The organism is Saccharothrix sp. NRRL B-16314 (assembly GCF_000716595.1).
Classification (GTDB): Bacteria; Actinomycetota; Actinomycetes; order Mycobacteriales; family Pseudonocardiaceae; genus Actinosynnema.
The window spans coordinates 22,793-44,566 of the sequence record NZ_JNXC01000033.1 but is presented as its reverse complement, the minus strand read 5'-3'; the positions used below and the strand labels follow the sequence as shown (position 1 = coordinate 44,566).

The 21,774-nt window shown below is 71.6% G+C and carries 17 protein-coding genes; 11 read left to right on the top strand and 6 right to left on the bottom strand.

Annotated elements, in window-relative coordinates:
* Positions 1-31: 31 nt before the first annotated feature.
* A complete protein-coding gene (locus tag OQ02_RS47295; RefSeq protein WP_231500323.1) occupies positions 32-457 on the bottom strand; it encodes a hypothetical protein in 426 nt (141 codons plus the stop codon).
* Complete coding sequence (locus OQ02_RS40380) at positions 427-1,692, bottom strand: cellulose binding domain-containing protein (RefSeq protein WP_231500322.1); 1,266 nt, start codon at positions 1,690-1,692, stop codon at positions 427-429. The genes OQ02_RS47295 and OQ02_RS40380 overlap by 31 nt, the downstream gene beginning before the upstream one ends.
* Positions 1,693-1,834: 142 nt before the next feature.
* Here OQ02_RS40380 and OQ02_RS32490 point away from each other — a divergent pair, with 142 nt between their 5' ends.
* From OQ02_RS32490 to OQ02_RS32475, 4 genes are all read left to right on the top strand, one after another.
* The gene (locus OQ02_RS32490) at positions 1,835-2,695 is read left to right on the top strand and encodes a sigma-70 family RNA polymerase sigma factor (RefSeq protein WP_033442476.1); all 861 of its coding nucleotides are present in this window, start codon (positions 1,835-1,837) and stop codon (positions 2,693-2,695) included.
* Between the two features lie 148 nt (positions 2,696-2,843).
* Positions 2,844-4,232, top strand: a complete 1,389-nt coding sequence (locus OQ02_RS46235; protein WP_033442475.1) for a glycosyl hydrolase family 18 protein — start codon at positions 2,844-2,846, stop codon at positions 4,230-4,232.
* 80 nt (positions 4,233-4,312) lie between these two features.
* Positions 4,313-5,257 carry a DNA polymerase domain-containing protein gene (locus OQ02_RS32480; protein WP_033442474.1) on the top strand — a complete coding sequence of 315 codons (945 nt, stop codon included), beginning with the start codon at positions 4,313-4,315 and terminating at the stop codon, positions 5,255-5,257.
* Positions 5,258-5,458: 201 nt separating this feature from the next.
* The gene (locus OQ02_RS32475; protein WP_033442473.1) at positions 5,459-6,754 is read left to right on the top strand and encodes a M28 family peptidase; all 1,296 of its coding nucleotides are present in this window, start codon (positions 5,459-5,461) and stop codon (positions 6,752-6,754) included.
* Positions 6,755-6,944: 190 nt separating this feature from the next.
* On the opposite strand, the gene OQ02_RS32470 is transcribed toward OQ02_RS32475, so the two are convergent.
* Entirely contained in the window at positions 6,945-7,352 is a 408-nt protein-coding gene (locus OQ02_RS32470; RefSeq protein WP_033442472.1) for a VOC family protein, read from the bottom strand.
* Between the two features lie 129 nt (positions 7,353-7,481).
* On the opposite strand from OQ02_RS32470, the gene OQ02_RS32465 reads away from it, so the two are divergent.
* Positions 7,482-8,192: a TetR/AcrR family transcriptional regulator gene (locus OQ02_RS32465; protein ID WP_033442471.1), complete on the top strand. Its 711-nt coding sequence runs from the start codon at positions 7,482-7,484 to the stop codon at positions 8,190-8,192.
* Between the two features lie 400 nt (positions 8,193-8,592).
* Here OQ02_RS32465 and rph read toward each other — a convergent pair whose 3' ends face one another.
* Positions 8,593-11,238 (bottom strand): rifamycin-inactivating phosphotransferase, encoded by a 2,646-nt coding sequence (gene rph / locus OQ02_RS32460; protein WP_051773068.1) that lies wholly within the window; start codon positions 11,236-11,238, stop codon positions 8,593-8,595.
* Between the two features lie 250 nt (positions 11,239-11,488).
* Between rph and OQ02_RS32455 the strand changes: the two genes are divergently transcribed.
* The 3 genes from OQ02_RS32455 to OQ02_RS32445 all read left to right on the top strand — a co-directional run bounded on the left by OQ02_RS32455 (position 11,489) and on the right by OQ02_RS32445 (position 14,698).
* A complete protein-coding gene (locus OQ02_RS32455; protein ID WP_033442470.1) occupies positions 11,489-12,034 on the top strand; it encodes a PadR family transcriptional regulator in 546 nt (181 codons plus the stop codon).
* A complete protein-coding gene (locus OQ02_RS32450; protein WP_033442469.1) occupies positions 12,031-14,037 on the top strand; it encodes an NADPH-dependent 2,4-dienoyl-CoA reductase in 2,007 nt (668 codons plus the stop codon). The genes OQ02_RS32455 and OQ02_RS32450 overlap by 4 nt, the downstream gene beginning before the upstream one ends.
* Before the next feature lie 61 nt (positions 14,038-14,098).
* Positions 14,099-14,698, top strand: coding sequence for an HD domain-containing protein (locus OQ02_RS32445; protein ID WP_231500321.1), 600 nt, complete (start codon positions 14,099-14,101; stop codon positions 14,696-14,698).
* A gap of 49 nt (positions 14,699-14,747) precedes the next feature.
* Here the strand turns inward: OQ02_RS32445 and OQ02_RS32440 are convergent, their stop codons facing one another.
* Positions 14,748-15,611: a fructosamine kinase family protein gene (locus tag OQ02_RS32440; protein WP_033442467.1), complete on the bottom strand. Its 864-nt coding sequence runs from the start codon at positions 15,609-15,611 to the stop codon at positions 14,748-14,750.
* Positions 15,612-15,706: 95 nt separating this feature from the next.
* Between OQ02_RS32440 and OQ02_RS32435 the strand changes: the two genes are divergently transcribed.
* The gene (locus tag OQ02_RS32435) at positions 15,707-16,843 is read left to right on the top strand and encodes a hypothetical protein (protein ID WP_081916098.1); all 1,137 of its coding nucleotides are present in this window, start codon (positions 15,707-15,709) and stop codon (positions 16,841-16,843) included.
* Between the two features lie 28 nt (positions 16,844-16,871).
* Here OQ02_RS32435 and OQ02_RS32430 read toward each other — a convergent pair whose 3' ends face one another.
* Positions 16,872-19,403: a DUF4118 domain-containing protein gene (locus OQ02_RS32430; RefSeq protein ID WP_033442465.1), complete on the bottom strand. Its 2,532-nt coding sequence runs from the start codon at positions 19,401-19,403 to the stop codon at positions 16,872-16,874.
* A 132-nt stretch (positions 19,404-19,535) separates the two neighbouring features.
* Between OQ02_RS32430 and OQ02_RS32425 the strand changes: the two genes are divergently transcribed.
* Positions 19,536-21,230, top strand: coding sequence for a PHP domain-containing protein (locus OQ02_RS32425; RefSeq protein ID WP_033442464.1), 1,695 nt, complete (start codon positions 19,536-19,538; stop codon positions 21,228-21,230).
* The gene (locus OQ02_RS41535) at positions 21,230-21,769 is read left to right on the top strand and encodes a hypothetical protein (RefSeq protein WP_051773067.1); all 540 of its coding nucleotides are present in this window, start codon (positions 21,230-21,232) and stop codon (positions 21,767-21,769) included. The genes OQ02_RS32425 and OQ02_RS41535 overlap by 1 nt, the downstream gene beginning before the upstream one ends.
* Positions 21,770-21,774: the final 5 nt, after the last annotated feature.

The following is a 21,774-nucleotide window of genomic DNA, read 5'->3' as shown; positions in this document are numbered from 1 at the left end:
CGATCACCTTACCGACCGGTAGCCCGCCGGGTCAGGGCGTGACGGTGATGTTGGTCAGGCCGTTCACCGCCCGCGTCACCGTGTTCGACGCGTGCACCACGTTCGGCACACCCGGGCACTTCGACGTGGACGTGATCCGGATCGCGTACTGGCCGACACCGCCCAAGTCGGAGTGGTTGTCCCGCCACACGTTGCCGCAGCCGTTGGTGAACGACGGCGTGGTGGCCGGGTTGTGCGTCTCGTAGCCGTTCGCGAACGTCCCCGGCGCGGCGAACGTGCCGGTGTTGCCCTCGATCAGGTAGCCGACGCCCTTCACGTCGACCCACGAGTCCGCCGAGTTCTGGCCCGAGATCCCCGTGCCGTCGAACGCGTTGCCGCGGATCACCCCGTCGAACGTGCCTTCCTTGACGTCCACGTGCTCCGCCGTCACGCCCGGCCCGATGCGGTTGCCCAGCACCCGCACCCGGTCGCTGCGGTCGACGCCGCCGGAGTTGCCGTGGCACGCCCAGTTCGAGTTCGCCGACCCGATGTAGACCGCCTCGCCGTACCCCTGCTGCACCAGGCCCGTGTGGCTGATCGTGGAGTCGCGCAGCACGCTGTCCGCCGACGAGCGCCGGAGTGCACGGCCTCCTCGTCCACGTGGTGCACGTGCACGCGGTCGATCACGGTGTGGTGCGAGTTGTCCGCGACGATGCCCTTCTTCGACTCCCGCACGGTGAACCCGGTCAGGTTCCAGTGCGGCGCGTCGTGCAGCCACAGCCCGTAGCCGGGGTCCCAGCCGGGCGTGGGCGTCGGACAGCCCGGCGCGGAGCCGGACGGGCCGTCGTTGACCAGCACCGCGTCCGCCGGTCCGGTGAGCGTGGCGGGAGCGGCGGCGGTGCCGGGTCGGGTGATCGCGAACGCGCCCCGGTACACGCCGGCGGCCATCCGGATGGTCTGGCCGGGAGTGGCGGCGGCCAACGCGGCCTGGAGCTGCGCGGCCGTGGAGACGTCCACAGTGGACCCGCCGCCCGTGCCCGCGCTGGTCGTGGCGGTGACTTCGGGGCTCGCGCCGGAGACGTTGCCCGCCGCGTCACGCGCCCGCACGGTGAACGCGTACGCGGTGCTCGGGAGAAGGCCCCCGACGGTCACGGCGGTGGACGCCGTCGACGCGACCACCGCCGTGCCGCGCAGGACCTGGTAGTCGGTGACGCCGACGTCGTCGGTCGACGCGGTCCACGTCAACGACACCTCACTCGCCGTCACCCCCGTCACCCGCGGGCTCGAAGGAACGGTGGGCGCCGACGTGTCGGGCGCCGGACCGCCGCCGTCACACGGGACGCCGTCGACCTCGCAGCCGGTCGGCAGGCCCAGACCGGACACGTTGAACCCGAAACCCGCCGTGCCCCCGGGGGGAATCCGGCCGTTGAAGGCCGCGTTCGCGAACCGGTAGTGCTGCCCGTCGCGGGTGAGCACCGAGTTCCACGCGTTGACCACGGTCGACCCCGGCGGGAGGTCGAACTCCACCACCCAGCCGGTGCTCTCCGCGTCACCGGTGTTGGTCAGCACGTACTGCCCGCCGTACCCCGTGCTCCACACGGACGACTGGCTGAACGCGGCCGACACGGTCGCCGCGTCGGCCCGCGCCGAGCCGACGAGCAGTGCGACGAGGCAGGCGAGCGCGACGCCCACCGCCGTTGGACGCTTCCCCATGCGATCGATCTCCTCGGGTCTCCGGCGGCGACCGTGACTCGACCTCTGGCTACCACGTCGGCGGCGGGTAGTCGAGGTGATCGCCCGTCACCTTTCGGCCTCCCGCTTCGTCTACCGGGTGGACGAAGCGGGGAGGGGACCGATGGGCGACGAGCCGGCGGACCGATTCGAGGCGCACCGCGCGCACCTGCGCGCGGTGGCCTACCGGATGCTGGGCTCGCTGCCCGAAGCGGAGGACGCGGTGCAGGAGACGTGGCTCCGGCTGTCACGGGTCGACGCCGCCGAGGTCGACAACCTGGCCGCCTGGCTGCGCACCGTCGTCTCCCGCGTGTGCCTCGACGTGCTCCGCCACCGCCGGGTCAGCCGGGAGGACAACGTCGGTCACCTGCCCGAGACGCCCACCGAGGACGACCCCGCGATGGAGGCGGTCCTGGCCGACTCGGTCGGGCGCGCGTTGCTCGTCGTCCTGGACACCCTCACGCCCGCCGAACGGGTGGCGTTCGTCCTGCACGACACGTTCGCCGTGCCGTTCGACCGGATCGCGCCGATCGTCGGCCGCAGCGCCGCCACCACCAAGAAGCTCGCCAGCCGCGCCCGCCTGAAGGTCCGCGGCGGCGGTGCGCTCCCCGAGCCCGGACTCGGCCGCCAACGGCAGGTCGTGGACGCGTTCCTCGCCGCCGCGCGGCTGGGCGACTTCGACGCGCTGATCGCCGTGCTCGACCCCGACGTCGTCCGTCGCGCCGACCCCGCCGCCCTGCCGCCCGGCGCGGCCACCGAGGTCCGCGGCGCACCCGCCGTCGCCCGCGAGACCGTCGCCCTCACCGCGAACTCCCACCACGCCGAACCGGCCCTGGTGGGCGGAAGGGTCGGCATCGTCGTCGCCCCACGCGGTCGGCTGCTGTTCGCCCTCACCGTCACCGTCGAGCGCGACCGGATCACCGCGTACGAGGTCATCGCCGACCCCGCCCGGCTGCACCGGCACGACATCGCGGCCCTCGGCTGAACCACGACGCCGAACCCCGACGCTGAACCACACCGCTGAATCCCGACCCTCAGCCGACTTTTATCGTGACTTGATTCAAGGGTGTCCAGTAAGGTCGGGCGCGGCTGCCACTACCCCCGACCGCGTCCGTTCTCGAAAGGACACGTCCATGCAGTCCCCTGCACAACCACGGCGAACGTCGACCCGGTGGGGCGCCGCAGGCCTCGCCCTCGCCACGATGGCGGCCGGCCTCACGGTCGCCGTCGCCACCGCGCCGGCCGCTCAGGCCACCGTCCTGCCCAACGGCTTCAAGAGCGTCGGCTACCTGCCGTCGTGGGCCGGCAGCGTCAACGCCGTCCAGTACACCAAGCTCACCCACATCAACTACGCGTTCGCCCTGCCGAACTCCAACGGCACGCTCCAGGCCATCCCCGACCCCGGCAAGCTCTCCTCGCTGGTCACCCTGGCCCACGACAACGGCGTCCGCGTGTCCCTCGCGATCGGCGGCTGGAACGACGGCAACGACTCGGCGTTCGAAGCGCTGGCCGGCAACGCCACCAGCCGCACCACGTTCGTCAACAGCGTCGTCAACGCGGTGAACCAGTACAACCTCGACGGCGTCGACATCGACTGGGAGTACCCCGACCCCGGCACGTCGGGGAACAACTTCACCGCCCTCATGGGACAGCTGAGCACCGCCATGCACAGCCGCGGCAAGCTGCTCACCGCCGCCGTCGTCTCCGGCGGCACCACCGCCGAAGGCGTCCAGCCCGCCGTGTTCGGCCACGTCGACTGGCTCAACATCATGGCCTACGACGGCGGCAGCCCGCACGCGAACTACGACTGGTCCATCGGCACCGTGAACTACTGGAAGTCCCGCGGCCTGCCCACCGCCAAAGCCGTCCTCGGCGTGCCGTTCTACAGCCGGCCGAACTACTACACGTACGCGCAGCTGGTCGCGATGGACCCGGCCAACGCCAACCGCGACTGCGTCACCGTCAACGGCGCGCAGCAGTGCTACAACGGCGTCCCCACGATCAAGCGCAAGACCCAGTGGGCGATGGCCAACGCGGGCGGCGTCATGAACTGGGAGCTGTCGCAGGACACCAGCGGCAGCACGTCGCTGGTCAGCGCCATCTACGACACCGTCATGGGCGGCACCGCGCCGCCCGGACGCACCGGCCCCGTCACCGGTATCGCGGGCAAGTGCGTGGACGTGGCCGGCGCGAACACCGCCAACGGCACGGCGGTCCAGCTGTGGACGTGCAACAACACCGCCGCGCAGTCCTGGACCGTCGGCGGTGACGGCACCCTCCGCGCCCTCGGCAAGTGCATGGACGTGAGCGGCGGCGGCACCGCCAACGGCACCGTCGTCCAGCTGTGGGACTGCAACGGGACCGGCGCCCAGACGTGGCAGGCCCAGTCGAACGGCACCCTCCGCAACCCCGTCTCGGGACGGTGCCTCGACGCCACCGGCCCCAGTTCGGCCGACGGCACCAGACTCCAGATCTGGGACTGCTTCGGCAGCTCCAACCAGGTCTGGCGACTCCCGGCCTGAGCCGGCGACACGGCCCGCTCCACTGCGGAGCGGGCCGTGTCCGGCTTGCCGAGGAAGCCCTGAACGGCAAGGGTGGTGCGATGGGTGAAGAGCGGGACGGCGTGGCGTTGACGAACCTCGACCAGCCGCTGTTCGACGGGGCCGACGCGACCAAGGGCGACCTGGTCGACTACCTCGACGCGGTGCGGGACCGGATCATCCCCGGGTTGGCCGGTCGGCCCCTGTCGGTGATCCGGGTCAGGCCCGGACAGGAGCCGTTCACCCAGAAGAACCTGCCGAAGTACACGCCGCCGTGGGTGCCGACGGTGACGCTGTGGGCCGAGACGTCCAAGCGCGAGATCCGGTACGGGGTGTGCGAGGACCGGCGCACGCTGCTGTGGTTCGCCAACCAGCGCGCGGTCGAGTACCACGTCACGTTGGGGCTCGCGGGCGCGTTCGAACGGCCGACCTACCTGGTGCTCGACCTGGACCCGCCGGAGGGCGCCGGGTTCGACGTGGTCGTGGCGGCGGCGAAGCTGGTCCGCCGCGCGCTGGCCGACGACGGGCTGTCCGGGGTGGTGAAGACGAGCGGGTCCAAGGGCGTGCACGTGTTCGTGCCGGTGGACGGCGTCGACCACGACGTCGCCGCCGCCACGCGTGCGCTGGCGGCGCGGGCCGAACGGCTGGACCCGGAGTCGGCCACCACGGCGTTCATCAAGGACGACCGGGGCGGGCGGGTGTTCCTCGACTCGACGCGGGCGTACGGCTCGACCGTGGCCGCCGCGTACAGCCCGCGCATCCGGCCGGGCGCCACCGTGTCGTTCCCGGTGGACTGGGACGACCTCGACTCCGTGACGCCCGCCGACTTCACCGTGCGGACCGCCGTCGGCCTGCTCGGCGACTCGGACCCGTGGCACTCGCGGATGCCCGCGCCGCAGAAGCTGCCGGACGACCTCGTGGCGGAGGGGCACACCATCCCGGTGGCCCGCGTGCAGGCGATGCACGAGGGCAAGCGCCGGGCTCGGGCCCAACGCGCCCAGCAGTAGACGTTCCGTTCTCCGGGCGGTTTTTCCGGCCCGCTTTGCCGTCACCGCGATCGACGACTGATTTCAGTCTGCACTGAAGTTATCGAGCTAATGGAATTGTCGGTGGTGCGTCCGAACGTGCCACGACGAAAGTCGCTACCGCATGGTGTCCCGTGGCCGCAGGCTCAGGCGTGGCTATCCCTACACCCTGCGGAGGCAGCCATGTCCTTGAAGAGGACGACACCGGTGGCGAGCGCCCTGTTGCTCGCCGCGGCCCTGCTCAGCCCACCCGTCGCTACCGCGGCCCCGGTGGGCGCGTTGGCCGTGCCCGACATCTCGCTGACCAACGTCCAGGCGCACCTGAACGACCTCCAGACGATCGCCGACAACAACGGCGGCAACCGGGCGCACGGCCGGCCCGGCTACCTGGCGTCGATCAACCACGTCAAGGCCAAGCTCGACGCGGCCGGGTACCAGACGTCCGTGCAGCAGTTCACCTACAACAGCGCGACCGGGTACAACCTCATCGCCGACTGGCCGGGCGGTGACCCGAACGACGTGCTGATGCTCGGCGGGCACCTCGACAGCGTGAGTTCCGGACCGGGCATCAACGACAACGGCACCGGGTCGGCGGGCCTGCTGGAGGTCGCGCTGACCGTGTCCCGGTTGAGCTTCGCGCCGCAGAAGCACATCCGGTTCGGGTGGTGGGGCGCGGAGGAGCTGGGCCTGGTCGGCTCGAACCACTACGTGAACAACCTGCCGACGACCGAGCGGTCGAAGCTCAAGGGGTACCTGAACTTCGACATGATCGGCTCGCCGAACCCCGGCTACTTCGTCTACAGCGCCTCCGGTCAGCCGACCGGGTCGTTGCACTTGCAGCAGACGCTCCAGGCGGCGTTCAGCGTGCCGACCGAGCTGACGTCGGTCGGCGGTCGCTCCGACCACGCCGCGTTCGCCCGGGCCGGCATCCCGGTCGGCGGCACGTTCACCGGCGCCGAGGTCATCAAGACGGCGGCACAGGCCCAGAAGTGGGGCGGCACGTCCGGCGTCGCCTTCGACCGCTGCTACCACCGCTCGTGCGACACCACGGCCAACGTCAACGCGACCGCGTTGGACCGCAACAGCGATGCCATCGCCTACGCCCTGTGGACCCTGGCCGGTGCGGGCACCCCGCCCGGACCGCGCTTCGAGAACCTGACGGACGTGACCATCCCCGACCTGAGCACGGTCGAGAGCCCGATCACCGTGTCCGGGGTCGCCGGCAACGCGCCCGCCGCGCTGGCGGTGGGGGTGGACATCACCCACACCTACCGGGGTGACCTGGTGATCGACCTGGTCGCACCGGACGGCACGGCGTTCCGGGTGAAGAGTTCGAACAGCGACAGCGCGGACAACATCCTCACCACGTACTCGGTCAACGCCTCGGGTGAGGTGGCGAACGGGACGTGGAAGCTGCGGGTGCAGGACGTCGCGTCGGCGGACGTCGGCCGGATCAACGGCTGGTCCCTCCAGTTCTGACCCCAGGCGAGTCCTGAACCCAGGCAGGTTCCGGCCCCGGCCAGTCCCGATCCTGGGTACACGCCCGGCTCGCGGTGGCGAAGCTTCCTGCGGCTCCGCCACCGCGCGCCGCGGCACCGTTCTCCAGCGGGTGGACCCGTGGTACTCCGGCCACCTCACCCGCCGCCGCGGCCGAACCCCCCGGGACGGCTCATCCCTGCGCTGCGGCCTCGTCCATCCAGAACAGCTCCCACAGGTGGCCGTCGAGGTCGGCGAAGCTGCGGCCGTACATGAAGCCGTGGTCCTGCGGCTCCTTCACGAACTGGCCACCGGCCGCCAGGGCCTTGTCGGCCAACTCGTCCACGCGCTCACGGCTCTCCAGGGACAGCGCCAGGATCACCTCGGCGGTCTTGCCCGCGTCGGCCATCTCCTTCGAGGTGAGCGACGACTGGAAGAACGGCTCGGTGAGCAGCATCGCGTAGACGCTCTCGCCGAACACGACGCAGCTTGCCTTCTCGTCGGTGAACGCCGGGTTGTGCTTGAAGCCGAGCGCGGCGAAGAAGTCGATCGACTTCGCCAGGTCGCCGACCGGCATGTTCACGAAGATCTTGACGGACATGGTCGAACCCCCACTGGTACGGACGGATACCGGGTGTCCCCCGGATACTTGAGTGTCCGATGGACACTGGGTGTACGATAGACACAGATCGACAACGCGGGCAAGCCCTGATTCGGAAGTGGTGAGTGGATGGCGAGCGAGGACCAGGGCACGGACCTGCTGTGGGGTCCGCGGCAGAAGCCGGCACGGGCGCCGAGGCTCGCGCTGACCGTCGACCGCATCGCCGGCGCCGCGATCGAGGTGGCGGACGCGGAGGGCATGGCGTCGGTGTCGATGCAGCAGGTGGCGGCCAGGTTGGACGTCACGAAGATGGCGCTGTACCGGCACGTGTCGAGCAAGGCGGAGCTGGTCGCGGTGATGATCGAGTCGGCTGTCGGCGAGCCGCCGAACCTGCGGACGGTGCCGGGTGGGTGGCGGCCGAGGCTGATCACGTGGGCGGATCTGATGCGCCGGACGTGGCGGCGTCACCCGTGGCTGCCCGCCGCGACCACCGGCGAACGCATGACCGGGCCGCGCGAGGTCGGGTGGACGGAGTCCGCCGTGGCCGCGCTCGGTGACACCGGGCTCGACGGTGGTGAGCGGATGGATGCGGTGTTCCTGCTCAGCGGGCACATCCGGAACACGGAGTCGGCGGCGACGGCGGGCACTCAGCCGTGGACGGCCGAGAAGCAGCTGCGGGACATCCTTCGCGACCACCGCGAGCGGTTCCCGGCGCTGCACGAGGCCACGATGTCGACGGCTGGCACGGTTCGAGACAACGGCTGGGAGTTCGGTCTGAACCGGATCCTCGACGGGCTCGAAGTGCTGATCGAGGGACGGCGGCCGGAGCGGACGAGCTGACCGCGCTGAACGTGAGGGAGGGGTTGGCGGACAAGCCACAGGCCGGCGAAGTGGGGTGTTCGGGCTCGCCCCGCCAGGTGACGCGGACAGGGCGGTGCGACGCCGGGTCTGGTGCGGTGTGCGCCTGTCCGGCCTGACAACGCAGGCCGGACAGGCGGGGCGCCGAGCACCGGTCAGCGCGGGTTCCGCAGCGGATCACCGAGTCCGGCCTGGCACCGGAGGCCGAACACGCGAAGCGGAAAGCACCGGCCGGGGCCGGTTCCGCAGTGGGTCCGGTCCTACACCGCAGGCCGAGCGCGCTGGGTGCCGCGCACCGGCAGGGGGCAGCACCGCGGTAAGGGCGAGCCCAGCACTGCCCCAGCAGGCCCGCCCACCCAGCCCGGCGCAGCGGCCTGGGTGCTCACCGGGTTCCGGGGCTGTGCCTTGGAAAGCCGACCCGGTGGTCGCCGTCCGGCGAGAGGATCTCGATGTACCCGTCGGTCCCGTTCACCCGAATCCGCTGCCCATCCCGGATCAAGCGCGTGGCCCCTTCCACTCCGACGACAGCCGGCAGGCCGTACTCCCGCGCGATCACCGCGCCATGCGTCATCAGCCCCCCGACCTCCGTCACCAGACCCGCGATCGCGACGAACAAAGGCGACCAGCTCGGGTCCGTGTGCGCCGTGACCAGGATGTCCTCCGGTTCGAGGTCGGCCTCGGCCACGTCCAGGATGACCCGCGCCCGCCCTTCGACCGTCCCGGCGGACACCGGCAGGCCCACCAGCGCACCGGTCGGCAGGTCGTCACGTCGGTACGCCCCCACCACGGCCTCACCATCCGACGTGAGCACCCGGGGTGGCTTGAGCGCTTCGTCCGACCTGAACGCCTCCTTGCGCCGACGGATCACCTCGTCGTCAACCCGGTTCGTGCGCACGACCTCCTGGAGTTCCTGGAACCGCAGGTAGAAGATGTCTTCCTTCTCCCGGAGCACACCGGCCCGCACCAGGCGCACGGCCTCGTCCAGCAAGGCCTGCTTGTACACGGCGTAGCGACTGACCATGCCGTACTTCGGGTACTCCCGATACCCGATGAACGTCCGGACGCGATCGATCATCCGCTTGGTCTCCTCGGCCTTCCGCTCCCCGCCCGGCAGCGCCCGCAGGCGCTCCAGCAGCTCCTGCTCCTTGTCCCACGCCTCCTTCCGCCCCTGCTGGAAACGTCGCTCGGCAGCGCCTGGCTCGAAGTTCCTGATGTTGGACAGGAGCATGGGCAGCAACGTGGTGGGCCGTTCGCTCCACCGCGGCCTCGTGACGTCGATCTCGCCGACGCACCGCATCCCGTACTTGTCGAGGTACGCCACGATGGCGTCGCGCGCTTCCCTCCCGCCCGCGAGCCCGTCGAGCCGGTCCAGGAAGCCGTCGTCCTCGACATCGCGCAGAAAGGCGACGACGTCCGGGTACGGCCGGATCACGTCCGCGACGTCGAGCAGCGCCAGCCCCATCTCCGACGTGACGTTGTCGGGAACGGACTGCGACAGCGTGTCGGCCGCGTTCTTCTCCCCCAGCCACTCGTGCAGGTGCTCGTTGAGCCACCACGTCGTCTGCATCGCCGCCATGATCACCTGGTGGCTGCGCGGGTCGAAGAGGATCTTCTTCAACTCCTGCAGGTCCGCCAGGACGAAGTCGAGCAGCTCCGACCCCGACTTCGTCCGGATGTCGCGCTTCACCGCTGCGATGGAAGCCTCGCTGCGCCCGACCAACTCGGCGACGACGGCCGCGTCGGTCTCGATCGTGGCCGGCGCGACGCCGGGGATCGGCTCGCCCGGACCGTCGTCCGGGACCGACGGGATGAAGCCGTCGCGCCCGAGGACGGTCCGCAGCGCGTCCCCCATCAGCGGGTCGGACTTCCCCACGACGTCCAGGAAACCGGCTCGGCGCGCGGGCGACGCCAGGATCCCGGTGACGTCCACGAACAGGCGCCCGCCGGCCTCGGCCATGGGCCGTGGCGTCGTCAGCTGCCACAGCGAGAGTCCCAGTGGCTTCATCGCGTCGGTCATCATCTGCTGGTGACCGACTGAGACGTAGACGTGGTTCTCCCCGTCACCGGCCTCCGGGATGGGGAACAGCGTCGTGATCGGCCGGCTCTGGACGACCTGGAACTCGTCGTCGACCAGGCACCACTCGATGTCCTGGGGACGGCCGAAGTGCGCTTCGATCCGTCGTCCGAGCCGCACGAGCCGCACGACCTGCGGGTCCGTCAACGTCGGCCGGTCGCGCCGCTCGGGCTCGATCGCCCGTTCCCGCGTCCCACCGGCCGGCGAGGCGCAGACCTCGAACTCCTTGTGGGCGACCGACTTGGCGACGACCTCGTCGTCCCGCACCTCGTACGAGTCCGCGTTCACCAGGCCGGAGACCAGGGCCTCACCGAGGCCGAAGGTCGCCTCCACGGACGCGACCTTCCGGTTGGACGTCACGGGGTCGGCCGTGAACAGGACACCGGCCGCGTGCGGGAACACCATCTGCTGCACGACCACGGCCATCTGGACCTGGCGGTGGTCGAAGCCGTTCCGCAGCCGGTAGGCCACCGCCCGCTCGGTGAACAGCGAGGCCCAGCACCGGCTGACGTGCCGGAGGATCGCCGCCGCACCCGCGACGTTCAGGTACGTGTCCTGCTGGCCCGCGAAGGAGGCCCCCGGCAGGTCCTCCGCCGTCGCGCTCGACCGGATGGCGCAGGCCGTCCGCTCGCCGAGCCGGGCGACCGCGCCGGTGACGGCCACCGCCACCTCGTCGGGGACGGCGACCTCTTCGAGCGTCCGTCGGATCTCCGCGCTGACCGCGCGAATCGCGTCCCGGTCGTCCGGGTTCACCCGCGACAGCCGGTCCAACCGGTCGTCGATCGACGGTGCGTCTTCCACCATTCGACGGAAGGCGTCCGTCGTCACGCAAAAGCCGGGCGGCACGCGGACGCCGTCGATCCGCGAGAGCTCTCCCAGGTGCGCGCCCTTGCCTCCCACGACCGCGACCTGCGCCTGGTCGATCTCCTCAAGACCGAGCACGTAGCTACCCATTCGCCGACCTTCCCCCCGTCGACCCTTTCGGGCCTGTTGCATTCCACGATTTCCGGCTTCGGCCGGAGATTCTGCGGTACGACCCGGGCCTTGCCGCAAGACCCCCGTCGTGCTATATGGTGAAAGTGGCAAGGAGTCGACGACTTCCTTGCCTTTGTCATTTTTCGCCTCGAATTCATTTCCCGCCCGGTTCGCGGTGACCTATGCAACTAGTTGCACTGCACCCCGTTGCACGGCTACCGTCACCGCCATGGCGTTGGAGCACGCGATCCTGGTGTCGCTGGACGAGCGCTCGGGCTCGGGCTACGAACTGGCCCAGCGGTTCGAGAAGTCCATCGGCTTCTTCTGGGCCGCCACCCACCAGCAGATCTACCGCACCCTCAAGCGCATGGTCGACCTCGGCTGGGTGTCCTGCCACGAGGTCACCCAGGATGGCCGCCCGGACAAGAAGGTCTACGAGGTCACCGGCGGTGGCCGCGCCGAGCTGACCCGCTGGCTCTCCTCCCCCGGCGAGCCCGAGACCGTCCGGAACGACCTCGCGGTGAAGGTGCGCGGCGCGTCGTTGGGCGACGCCGGAGCCGTGATCGCCGAGCTGGCCCGACACCGCGACCTGCACGCCGAACGACTCGACGTCTACCTCGCGTTCGAGAAGAAGGACTTCCCCGACCCGTCGGCCCTGTCCGGCCGCCGCCTGCACCAGTACCTGATCCTGCGCGGCGGCATCCGGGCCGAGCAGGGGCTGGTCGAGTGGTGCGACGAAGCACTGGCCGCGATGCGAGAGGACCAACGGCGATGACCGCCTACCCGAACCTGCTCAAGCCCCTGGACCTGGGCTTCACCACCCTCCCCAACCGGGTCCTCATGGGTTCCATGCACACCGGCAACGAGGACCGCGCCAAGGACTTCGACAAGCTCGCCGCCTACTTCGCCGAACGGGCGCGCGGCGGTGTGGGGCTGATCGTCACCGGTGGCTTCTCCCCCAACCTGGCGGGCTCGCTGTACCCGTTCTCCTCGAAGCTCACCACGCACCGCGAAGCGCGCGACCACCGCACCATCACCCAAGCCGTGCACGAGAACGGCGGCAAGATCGCGGTCCAGCTGCTCCACGCCGGCCGGTACGGCTACCACCCGTTCACCGTGTCCGCCTCCGCGCTCAAGTCCCCGATCAGCAAGTTCCGCCCGCGCGCGCTGTCCGACCGCGGCGTGCGGGCGCAGGTCGACGCGTTCGCCCGAGCCACCGCCCTGGCCCGCGAGGCGGGTTACGACGGCATCGAGATCATGGGTTCCGAGGGCTACTTCATCAACCAGTTCCTCGCGCCCCGCACCAACAAGCGCACGGACGGCTGGGGCGGCACACCGGAGAACCGACGCCGCATCGCGGTCGAGGTCGTGCGGCGCTGCCGCGAGGCGGCCGGGCCCGACTTCGTGCTGATCTACCGCCTCTCGATGCTCGACCTGGTCGAGGACGGCCAGACGTGGGACGAGGTGGTCGCGCTCGGCCAGGAGGTCGAGGCGGCCGGTGCGACGATCATCAACACCGGCATCGGCTGGCACGAGGCACGCGTGCCGACGATCGTCACGTCGGTGCCCCGGGCCGCGTTCACCAACGTCACCGCCAAGCTGCGCCCGCACGTCGGCATCCCCGTGGTCACCTCGAACCGCATCAACATGCCCCAGGTCGCCGAGGAGGTGCTGGCCCGCGGTGACGCGGACATGGTCTCGATGGCCCGCCCGTTCCTGGCCGACCCGGAGTGGGTGCGCAAGGCCGAGACCGGCCGGTCGGACGAGATCAACACCTGCATCGCGTGCAACCAGGCGTGCCTCGACCACACGTTCGCGCTGAAGAAGGCGTCCTGCATGGTCAACCCGCGCGCGGGCAACGAGACCACGCTCCGGCTGCTCCCCACCCGCCGCGCCAAGCGGGTCGCGGTGGTCGGCGCCGGTCCGGCGGGGCTCGCGGCGGCGACGTCCCTGGCCGAACGGGGGCACGCGGTGGAGCTGTTCGAGGCGGACGACGACATCGGCGGCCAGTTCGCCATCGCCCGGCGCATCCCCGGCAAGGAGGAGTTCGCCGAGACGATCCGCTACTACCGGCGGCGGATCGAGCTGACCGGGGTCAAGCTGCACCTCAACCGGAAGGCCGACACCGACACCCTGGCCGACTTCGACGAGGTCGTCCTCGCCACCGGTGTCACGCCGCGAATCCCCGAGATCCCCGGCGTGGAGCACGCGCTGTCCTATGTGGACGTCGTGCGGCGCGGCGCGCCCGTCGGCGACCGGGTCGCGGTGATCGGCGCGGGCGGCATCGGGGTGGACGTCACCGAGTTCCTCACCCACACCTCCCTCGACCTGGACGGGTGGCGGTCCGAGTGGGGCGTCACCGATCCCGCGCAGGTGCGCGGCGGCGTCACCGCGCCGAAGCCGGTGAAGCCCGCGCGCCAGGTGTACCTGTTGCAGCGCAAGTCGTCCAAGATCGGCAAGGGGCTCGGCAAGACCACCGGCTGGGTGCACCGCGCGGCGTTGGCGGCCAAGGGCGTCGAGCAGCTGACCGGGGTGAACTACGAGCGGATCGACGAACGGGGCGTGCACATCTCGTTCGGGCCGAAGCGCGAACGGCCCCGGGTGCTGGAGGTCGACACGGTGGTGGTGTGCGCGGGGCAGGAGTCCGTGCGCGACCTGGTGGACGTGCTGGCCGAACGCGGTGTCGTCACGCACGTCATCGGCGGCGCGGACGTCGCGGCCGAGTTGGACGCCAAGCGCGCCATCGACCAGGGCACGCGCCTCGCGGCCACCATCTGACCGGCGGAACGGTCGTCAGGTCACCGAGTGATCCCCCGCCGTTCCACCTAGGCTGGACGCCGTGGACTTCTTCACCCCGCCTGATTCCAAGGCCGCCGCCGCGGCGCTCGACGTGTGCCACGAGTACGCCGAGCCGTGGTTGCTGAACCACTCGCTGCGGGCACACGCGTGGGCCGTCGTGCACGCGGCGTCCGCGGACATCCCGCACGACGGCGAACTGCTGTACGTGGCCGCGCTCCTGCACGACCTCGCGCTCACCCCGCCGTTCGACAGCCACACCATGCCGTTCGAGGAGGCGAGCGGCCACCTGGCTTGGGTGTTCGCGGCCGGCGCCGGCTGGGGACGGGTGCGGCGGGACCGGCTGGCCGAGATCATCGTGCTGCACATGCGCGACGACGTGTCCGCGGACGACGACCCGGAGAGCCACCTGTTGCAGGTCGCGGTCACCGCCGACGTGTCCGGTGGCGGGTTGGACCGCTTCACCGACCAGGTCAAGGACGACGTGGTCACCCGGTTCCCGCGGCTCGGGTTCGCGGAGGCGTTCCTGGCGCGGGCCGACGAGCAGGCCGCCCGCAAACCCGGCTGCGCGGTGGCCGAGCTGATGGGCAGCGGGTGGACGGACCGGGTAGCGGCGAACCCGCTGGACGCGACCGGCCGGTGATCGGGGCACCGTCACCCCGGCTCGGCGGCCGGCCACCACTCGATCGGGCCTACCCGCCGGACCGCGGCACCCGGTGGAACGGGCGCACCACGTCGCGGAAGTAGCCCAACGCGCCCCAGCGATCACCTTCGTGCGCCAGGGTGCTGAGCACTTCCCGCAGGTTCAGGACGTGCATCCGGTCCTGCCAGCCGGGCTCCGGCGGCCGGACCTCGTGGTAGGCGGCGAAGAACCCGGCCGGCGAGTGGTCGCTGCAGAACATCATGCTCACGTCCACCTCCGGCCACGTCCACGACACCGCCGGGTCGATGAACGCGGGTTCGCCGGCCGCGGTGGCCACGACGTTGTTGTGCCACAGGTCGCCGTGGGTCAACGCGGGCGGCGCGGCGGGCACGATCTCCGGCAACCGCGCGCAGAGCCGTTCCAGCGCGTCCCGGTCGTCGGCGGTCAGCACCGCGTCGGCCTTGGGCTCGTCCAGGTACCGGAGCAGCCGCTGCTCGGCGAAGAACACGTGCCCGTCGTCGTGCCACGCGTTGTGCTGGGGCAGCAAGCCGAGCCACCCGTCGTGGTCCCAGCCGAACCGCGGGCCGCGCACGTCGTGCAGCGCGGCGATCGCCCGCCCGGCGCTCTCCCAGAACGCGTCGGACGCGGGCGGCTGCGGCGTGAGCGCCTCCAGCAGCATCCAGTCGGGCCCGACGTCGTGCACCCGAGGGGTCGTCAGACCGTGTCGGCGGAGCACGGCCAAGCCTTCCGCCTCGATCTCGAACAGCGTGGGCGGCGCGGCCTCGTTCGTCTTGAGCACCCGGTCGGCGTGGCGGGCCAGCCACACCGCGTTGACCACGCCACCGGTGAGCGGGACGACCTCGTCCCCCAGCGCGGCCAGGACCTCCTGCGCCAGAACACCCGGGACGGACAACGATCCCCCGATTCCGCTGTCCGGCCGTCGCCGGTACGACTGCGCCCAGACTACCGTCGAAATCGATTCAGCGGACATCTCGCAATGGAGCGACCATGCCCAAGTTACGCACGCCCGCAGCCGTTCTCGCCCTGGCCGTGGCCCTGCCTCTGCTGACCGCGCCCGCCGCGCGGGCAGCCGCCGTCGTCACCGAACTGCCCGGCCTGCCCGGCTACCCGACCCACCGCACGATCTCGGTCAACGACCTCGGCCAGGTCGTCGGAGCCGCCTACGGCAACGGCGCGCCGCACGCCGTGCAGTGGGCGCGCGGCAACGCGGGCACCGACCTCGGCACCGGGACACCGACCGGGCTCAACCAGATCGGCCAGGTGCTCGGCCTCGTCGCGGTCAGCGGCGCCGGGCCCTACGTCCAGCGCCCCCTCATCTGGCACGAGGGCAAGGTCACCGACATCACGCCGGCCGGATCGGGCTGGGTCTCCGCGTCGGCGATCAACAACAACGGCGCGGTGCCGATGACGTACTCCACCTCGCCTTACGGCTACCACCAGGAAAGAGCGGCCGTGTGGCGGGACGGCAAGCACACGGCGCTGCCGCTGTCCGGCCCGCACCTGTCGCTGAACGCGATCAACGACGCCGGGGTCGTCGCCGGGTCGAAGACGCCCATGTTCGGCACCGACGTGCACGCGTTCCGCTGCGTCGACACCACGAAGTGCGAGCCGCTGGCCGCCGCGCCCGGCTCCGGCAGCTACTCGGTGGAGGCGATCAACGAGGCCGGGGTGATCGTCGGCAACCGGGGCACGCAGGCGCTGCTCTGGGAAGGCGCCGGCGTGACCGTGCTGTCGCCGTCCGGCCAGGTGGCGAACGGTCCGCAGGCCATCAACGAGCGCGGTGACGTCGTCGGCTGGTCCACGGGCTTCAACGCGGTCAGGCGGGCGACGCTGTGGCCGGGCGGCGGCAAGCCGGTCGACCTGGGCGTGCCCGGACCGTCCGAGGCGGTCGCGGTCAACGAACGCGGTGACGTGATCGGCTGGACCTCGGCGGACAACCCCGACGCGCCCCGCGCGTTCCTGTGGCGCGACGGCAGGATCACCTACCTCGGCTCGCTCGGCGGCGCGCACACCCTGCCGGTGGCGTTGAACGACCGCGGCTTGATCGTCGGCGAGAGCACCACCGCCGACGGCACCCTCAAGGCCGTGAAGTGGACCCTGATCAGCACCACTCCGCAGGGCTGACGCCCCTCTCGGACCCCGGTGGCGGCGCTCAGCCCGTCACCGGGGCGATCGGCAGCGAGATCACCATGGTCAGGCCGCCGCCGGGCGTGTCCTCCGCCGTGATCGCGCCGCCCATCGCGTCCACGAAACCCTTGGCCACGCTCAACCCGAGGCCGACCCCCGGCGTGGCGGCACGGTCGCCCAGGCGTTGGAACGGCGCGAACACCGCGCTCGCGGTGTTCTTCGGCAGCCCTTGGCCGTGGTCGACGACGCGCAGCTCGACCCGGTCGCCGTAGGCGCTGGCGCGCACCGCGATCTCCGGCTCGTCCACCTTGATCCGGCCGTCGCCGTCCACGTCCACCACCCGGCGCGGGCTGAGCCGGCCGTGCCGCAGCGCGTTGTCGATCACGTTCGCGACCACGCGTTCCAGCAGGCCGACGTCGGCGAGGACGGGCGGCAGGTGTTCGGCCACGTCCACGGACAGCATGCCGCGCCCGTCGATGCCGGCCAGGGCCCGCGCCACCACCTCGTCGTACGTCACGGCACGCAGTTGCGGTGCGACCGCGCCAGTGGCCAGCCGGGACGAGTCCAGCAGGTTGTCGATCAGCCCGGTCAGCCGGTCGGCGGACACCTCCACCGTCTCCAGCAGCTCGGAGGTGTCCTCCTCGGACAGCCGCAGGCCGGTGTCGCGCAGGCTGCCGATGGCGGCCTTGATCGAGGTCAACGGCGTGCGCAGGTCGTGACCCACGGCGGACAGCAACGCCGTGCGCAGCTCGGTCGTCTCCGCCCGCCGCTGCGCCTCGGCGGTCTCGGCGGCCATCCGCTGCTGCCGCAACGCCAGCAACGCCTGACCGGCCGCCGCTTCCAACGCCCGCTGGTCCCCCGCCGGCAGCGTCCGGCCGCGCAACGACAGGTGCACGTCCGCCGTCACCGGCACGTCCACGTCGGCGTCGTCCGGCTCCGCGCACGGACTCGGTCCGACGCACGCCACCCGTTCCCACTCGCCGTCACGCCGCTCCAGCAACGCCACCGACTCCAGCCCGAAGTTCTCCCGCACCTTCTCCAGCAGCCGGACCACCGGGAACGGGCTGGTCAGCACGGTCCGCGCGTAGGAGGCGAGCAGCGCGGCCTCGGTCCGGGCCCGCGCGCCCTGCTCGGCCAGCCGCGCCGCCCGGTCCACCACCAGCGCGACCAGCACCGCGACCACCGTCATGGCGACCAACGTGACCAGCGCCGCGGGTGTGCCGACGGCCAGGCTGAAGCGCGGCGGTGTGAAGAAGTAGCTCAGCAGCCCCGCCCCGAGGAACGCGGCGCCGAGCGCCGGGCCGAGCCCGCCCACCAGCGCGACCACCACCGCGGCCAGCAGGAACCCGACCACGTCGGTGGAGAACGCCAGGCTGTCCCGCCACAGCAGTCCCGCGCCCGTCACGGCGACGGGCAGCAGCACCGCCAACGCCCAGCCCAGCAGGCTGCGCCACCGGGCCTTCGCGCCGCCGAGACGCCACCGGGGGACGCGACGCGCCTCGTCGTGCGTGACCATGTGCACGTCGATCGGCCCGGACGCCTGGGTGACGGCCGCACCGATGCTCTCGGCGAACACCCGCGCCAGGCGTGAGCGGCGGGACGTCCCCAGCACCAGCTGCGTCGCGTTCACGCCGCGCGCGAAGTCCAGCAACGCGGTCGGCACGTCGTCGCCGACCACGGTGTGGAACGTCGCGCCCACGTCCTCGGTGACCCGCCGCAACGCGGCCACCAGCCGCGGTGACGCACCGGTCAGCCCACCGCCGCGCATGATGTGCACGACCACCAGCTCCGCGCCCGCGCGCACCGCGATGCGGCGGGCCCGGCGGATCAGCATCTCGCTCTCCGGGCCGCCGCTGATGGCCACCACGACCCGTTCCCTGGTCTCCCAGGTGTCGGTGATGTGCTGCTCCGAGCGGTACCGCTGCAACGCGACCTCGACCTGGTCGGCGACCCACAGCAGGGCGAGTTCGCGCAACGCGGTCAGGTTGCCGATCCGGAAGTAGTTGCCCAGCGCCGCGTCGATCCGGTGCGCGGCGTAGACGTTGCCGTGCGCGAGGCGCCGGCGCAGCGCCTCCGGCGTGATGTCGACCAGTTCTACCTGCTCGGCGCGTCGCACCACCTCGTCCGGCACGGTCTCGTGCTGCGCCACGCCGGTGATCCGCTCGACCACGTCGTTGAGCGATTCGAGGTGCTGGACGTTGACCGTGGACAGCACGTCGACGCCCGCGTCCAGCAGCTCCTCGACGTCCTGCCAGCGCTTGGCGTTGCGGGAGCCGGACCCGTTGACGTGGGCCAGCTCGTCCACCACCGCGACCTCCGGCGCACGGGCCAGCAGGGCGTCGAGGTCCAGTTCCGCGTGGTCGGGAGGCAGCCGCTCCAGGCCTTCGAGCAACGCCTCGACCTGCTCCCGGCCGTGCGTCTCGACCAGGCCGACGACCACGTCGGTGCCGCGGGCCCGTCGTCGGTGCGCCTCGCTGAGCATGGCGAACGTCTTGCCGACACCGGGCGCCGCGCCGAGGTAGATCCGCAACTCGCCGCGCTTGCGCTTGCCGTCCACAGCGCCAGTGTGCTCGCGCGGGGAGAGGGATGTTCACCGGGTGTTCGCACGCGACCACCGCCGCCACTCATGGCCGAATGACGATACTTCGCTCCGACCACCGCCGTCCGGGTCAGATCGGAGCTGGAACGCATGTCGCACCACCACCCCCACGACCACTCCCACGAGCACCACCACGAAGAGGTCGAGGGGAGCTGGCGCGACAGCGGTGACGACCGGCCGCTCTCGGTGGCACGACGCCGTTTCCTCGCCGGACTGGGCGCGGCGGGCGTGGCCACGACGCTCGGCGCGACCGCGGCCCACGCGCACGACGACCGCCCGGCCACGCCGGTGAACCCGTGGCGCGGACGCGGGCGCTGGTACGCGGGCGACCACCACATCCACACCAAGTACTCCTCCGACGGCCAGTACGAGGTCGCCCAGCAGGTCGCCAAGGCCCGCGAGCACGGGCTGGACTGGGTCGTCATCACCGACCACGGCGGTGTGGCGCACGAGAAGTTCTCCGTCGACCTGGTCGCGCCGGACATCGAGCAGGCCCGCAAGTCGCACCGGGACGTGCTGGTCTACCAGGGACTGGAGTGGAACATCCCGGGCGCCGAGCACGCCACCGTGTTCCTGCCGCCCGGCCGGTCCACGGTGGACATCCTGCGCGCCTTCGAGGCCGCCTACGACGGCGGCGTCCTGTCCACCCCCGTCGACCGCGGCGGCAAGGGCGTGCTCACCCGCTCCACGTCGGCAGACGGCGAGCCGTACGCGTTGGCGGCCCTGCGCTACCTGGAGTCGCAGGTGCTGTCCGGCCGCACCGAGATCGCGCTGATGTTCGCCAACCACCCGGCCCGGCGCGGCGTGGACAGCCCGCACGAGTTCCGCGGCTGGCGTGACGCCGCGCCCGGTGTGGCGGTGGGCATGGAGGGCGCGCCCGGCCACCAGGCAGCGGGCATCAAGACCGCCGACGGTGGTCGCGGCGGCGCGCGCGGGTACTACGACGGCTCGCCCAACCAGGACAGCTTCCCGGGCTTCGCGCCGACCGCGACCGAGAACCCGTACCGCACCTACGGCGGGTTCGACTGGATGACCGCGAAGGTCGGCGGCCTGTGGGACTCGCTGCTCGCCGAGGGCAGGCCGTGGTGGGTCACCGCGACCTCGGACGCCCACCAGGTGCACCAGGACACCCACAAGCCGGGCGTCGGCAACCACAACGAGACCGGTACCCGCGGCGCTCCCGTCGACACCGGCGCGCCGCAGGTCTACGGCGACTACTGGCCGGGCTACTACAGCTCGACGCTCGTCGGCGCGAACTCGAAGTCCTATGTGGACTTGATGCGCGGCATGCAGGGCGGCAAGGTCGTCGCGGTGCACGGGCGGCTCGTCGATGGGCTGGACCTGCGGGTGCGGTCGCTCGGCGAGGGCGACAACCGCGGCGTCACCATCGGCGGACGCACGTTCGTCCGGCGCGGTGACGACGTCGAGGTGGTGATCGAGGTCGACCTGGCCCGTGCCGCGAACTTCGCCGGTGTGGTGCCCCGACTGGCGAAGGTGGACCTGATCGCGGGCCCCGTCACCGGTCCGGCGGTCGACCGCGACGCGTTCTCCGCGCCGGCGACGAAGGTGGTCAAGTCGTTCGAGGTCAACCGCACCGCGCGCGGCACGGTGAAGTTCACGCACACGTTCCGCGGTGTCGAAGGCGCGTTCTACCTGCGGCTGCGCGGTTCGGACGGCAACCGGTCGACGTCGGACGGCAACCCGGTGATGGACGTGATCGGTGACGCCGACCCGTGGGCGGACCTGTGGTTCTACGCGAACCCGGTGTTCGTCGACGTCGTCTGATGAGCTGGCTCGGCGCCGTGCCCACCCTGCCCGGCGGGCACGGCGCGGCGCACGTGGACGCACTGCTGCTGGCCGCGCTCGACGACGTGCCGGCGGGCTTCGTGTGCACGCACACCGACCGGCTCGGGCCGGTCGCCGTCACCACGCTGTCCGCCCACGTGACGGGTGAGGTCGACGTCGACCGCTTGTCGGCGGCCCTGGGCGGCCCGGTCGCCGTCGACGTCGACCCTGATTCGCCTGCTTCACGTGCCGCGCGGGCGGGCCGGGAACGGACCGACGGCCGGTGCATCCGGTTCCCCGGCCAATCGGCGCTCACCGGCACGCACCCGGCGGCGGAGGTCGTCGCCGGTTCGGCGATCGACCGGGTGGTCGGCATCGGTGTCCCGGTCGCGCCGACCGACCTGGTGGAAACCCTGGGCTTCCTGCGCCCGGTCTGCCAAGACGGGGAGCTGGTGCTACTCGTGGAGCCCGCCGTCGGCGGCGTTCTGCGCCCGGTTGAGGCGGAAAGCCCCCACGAGTGTTGCGGCGGCGGTCACTGACGGCG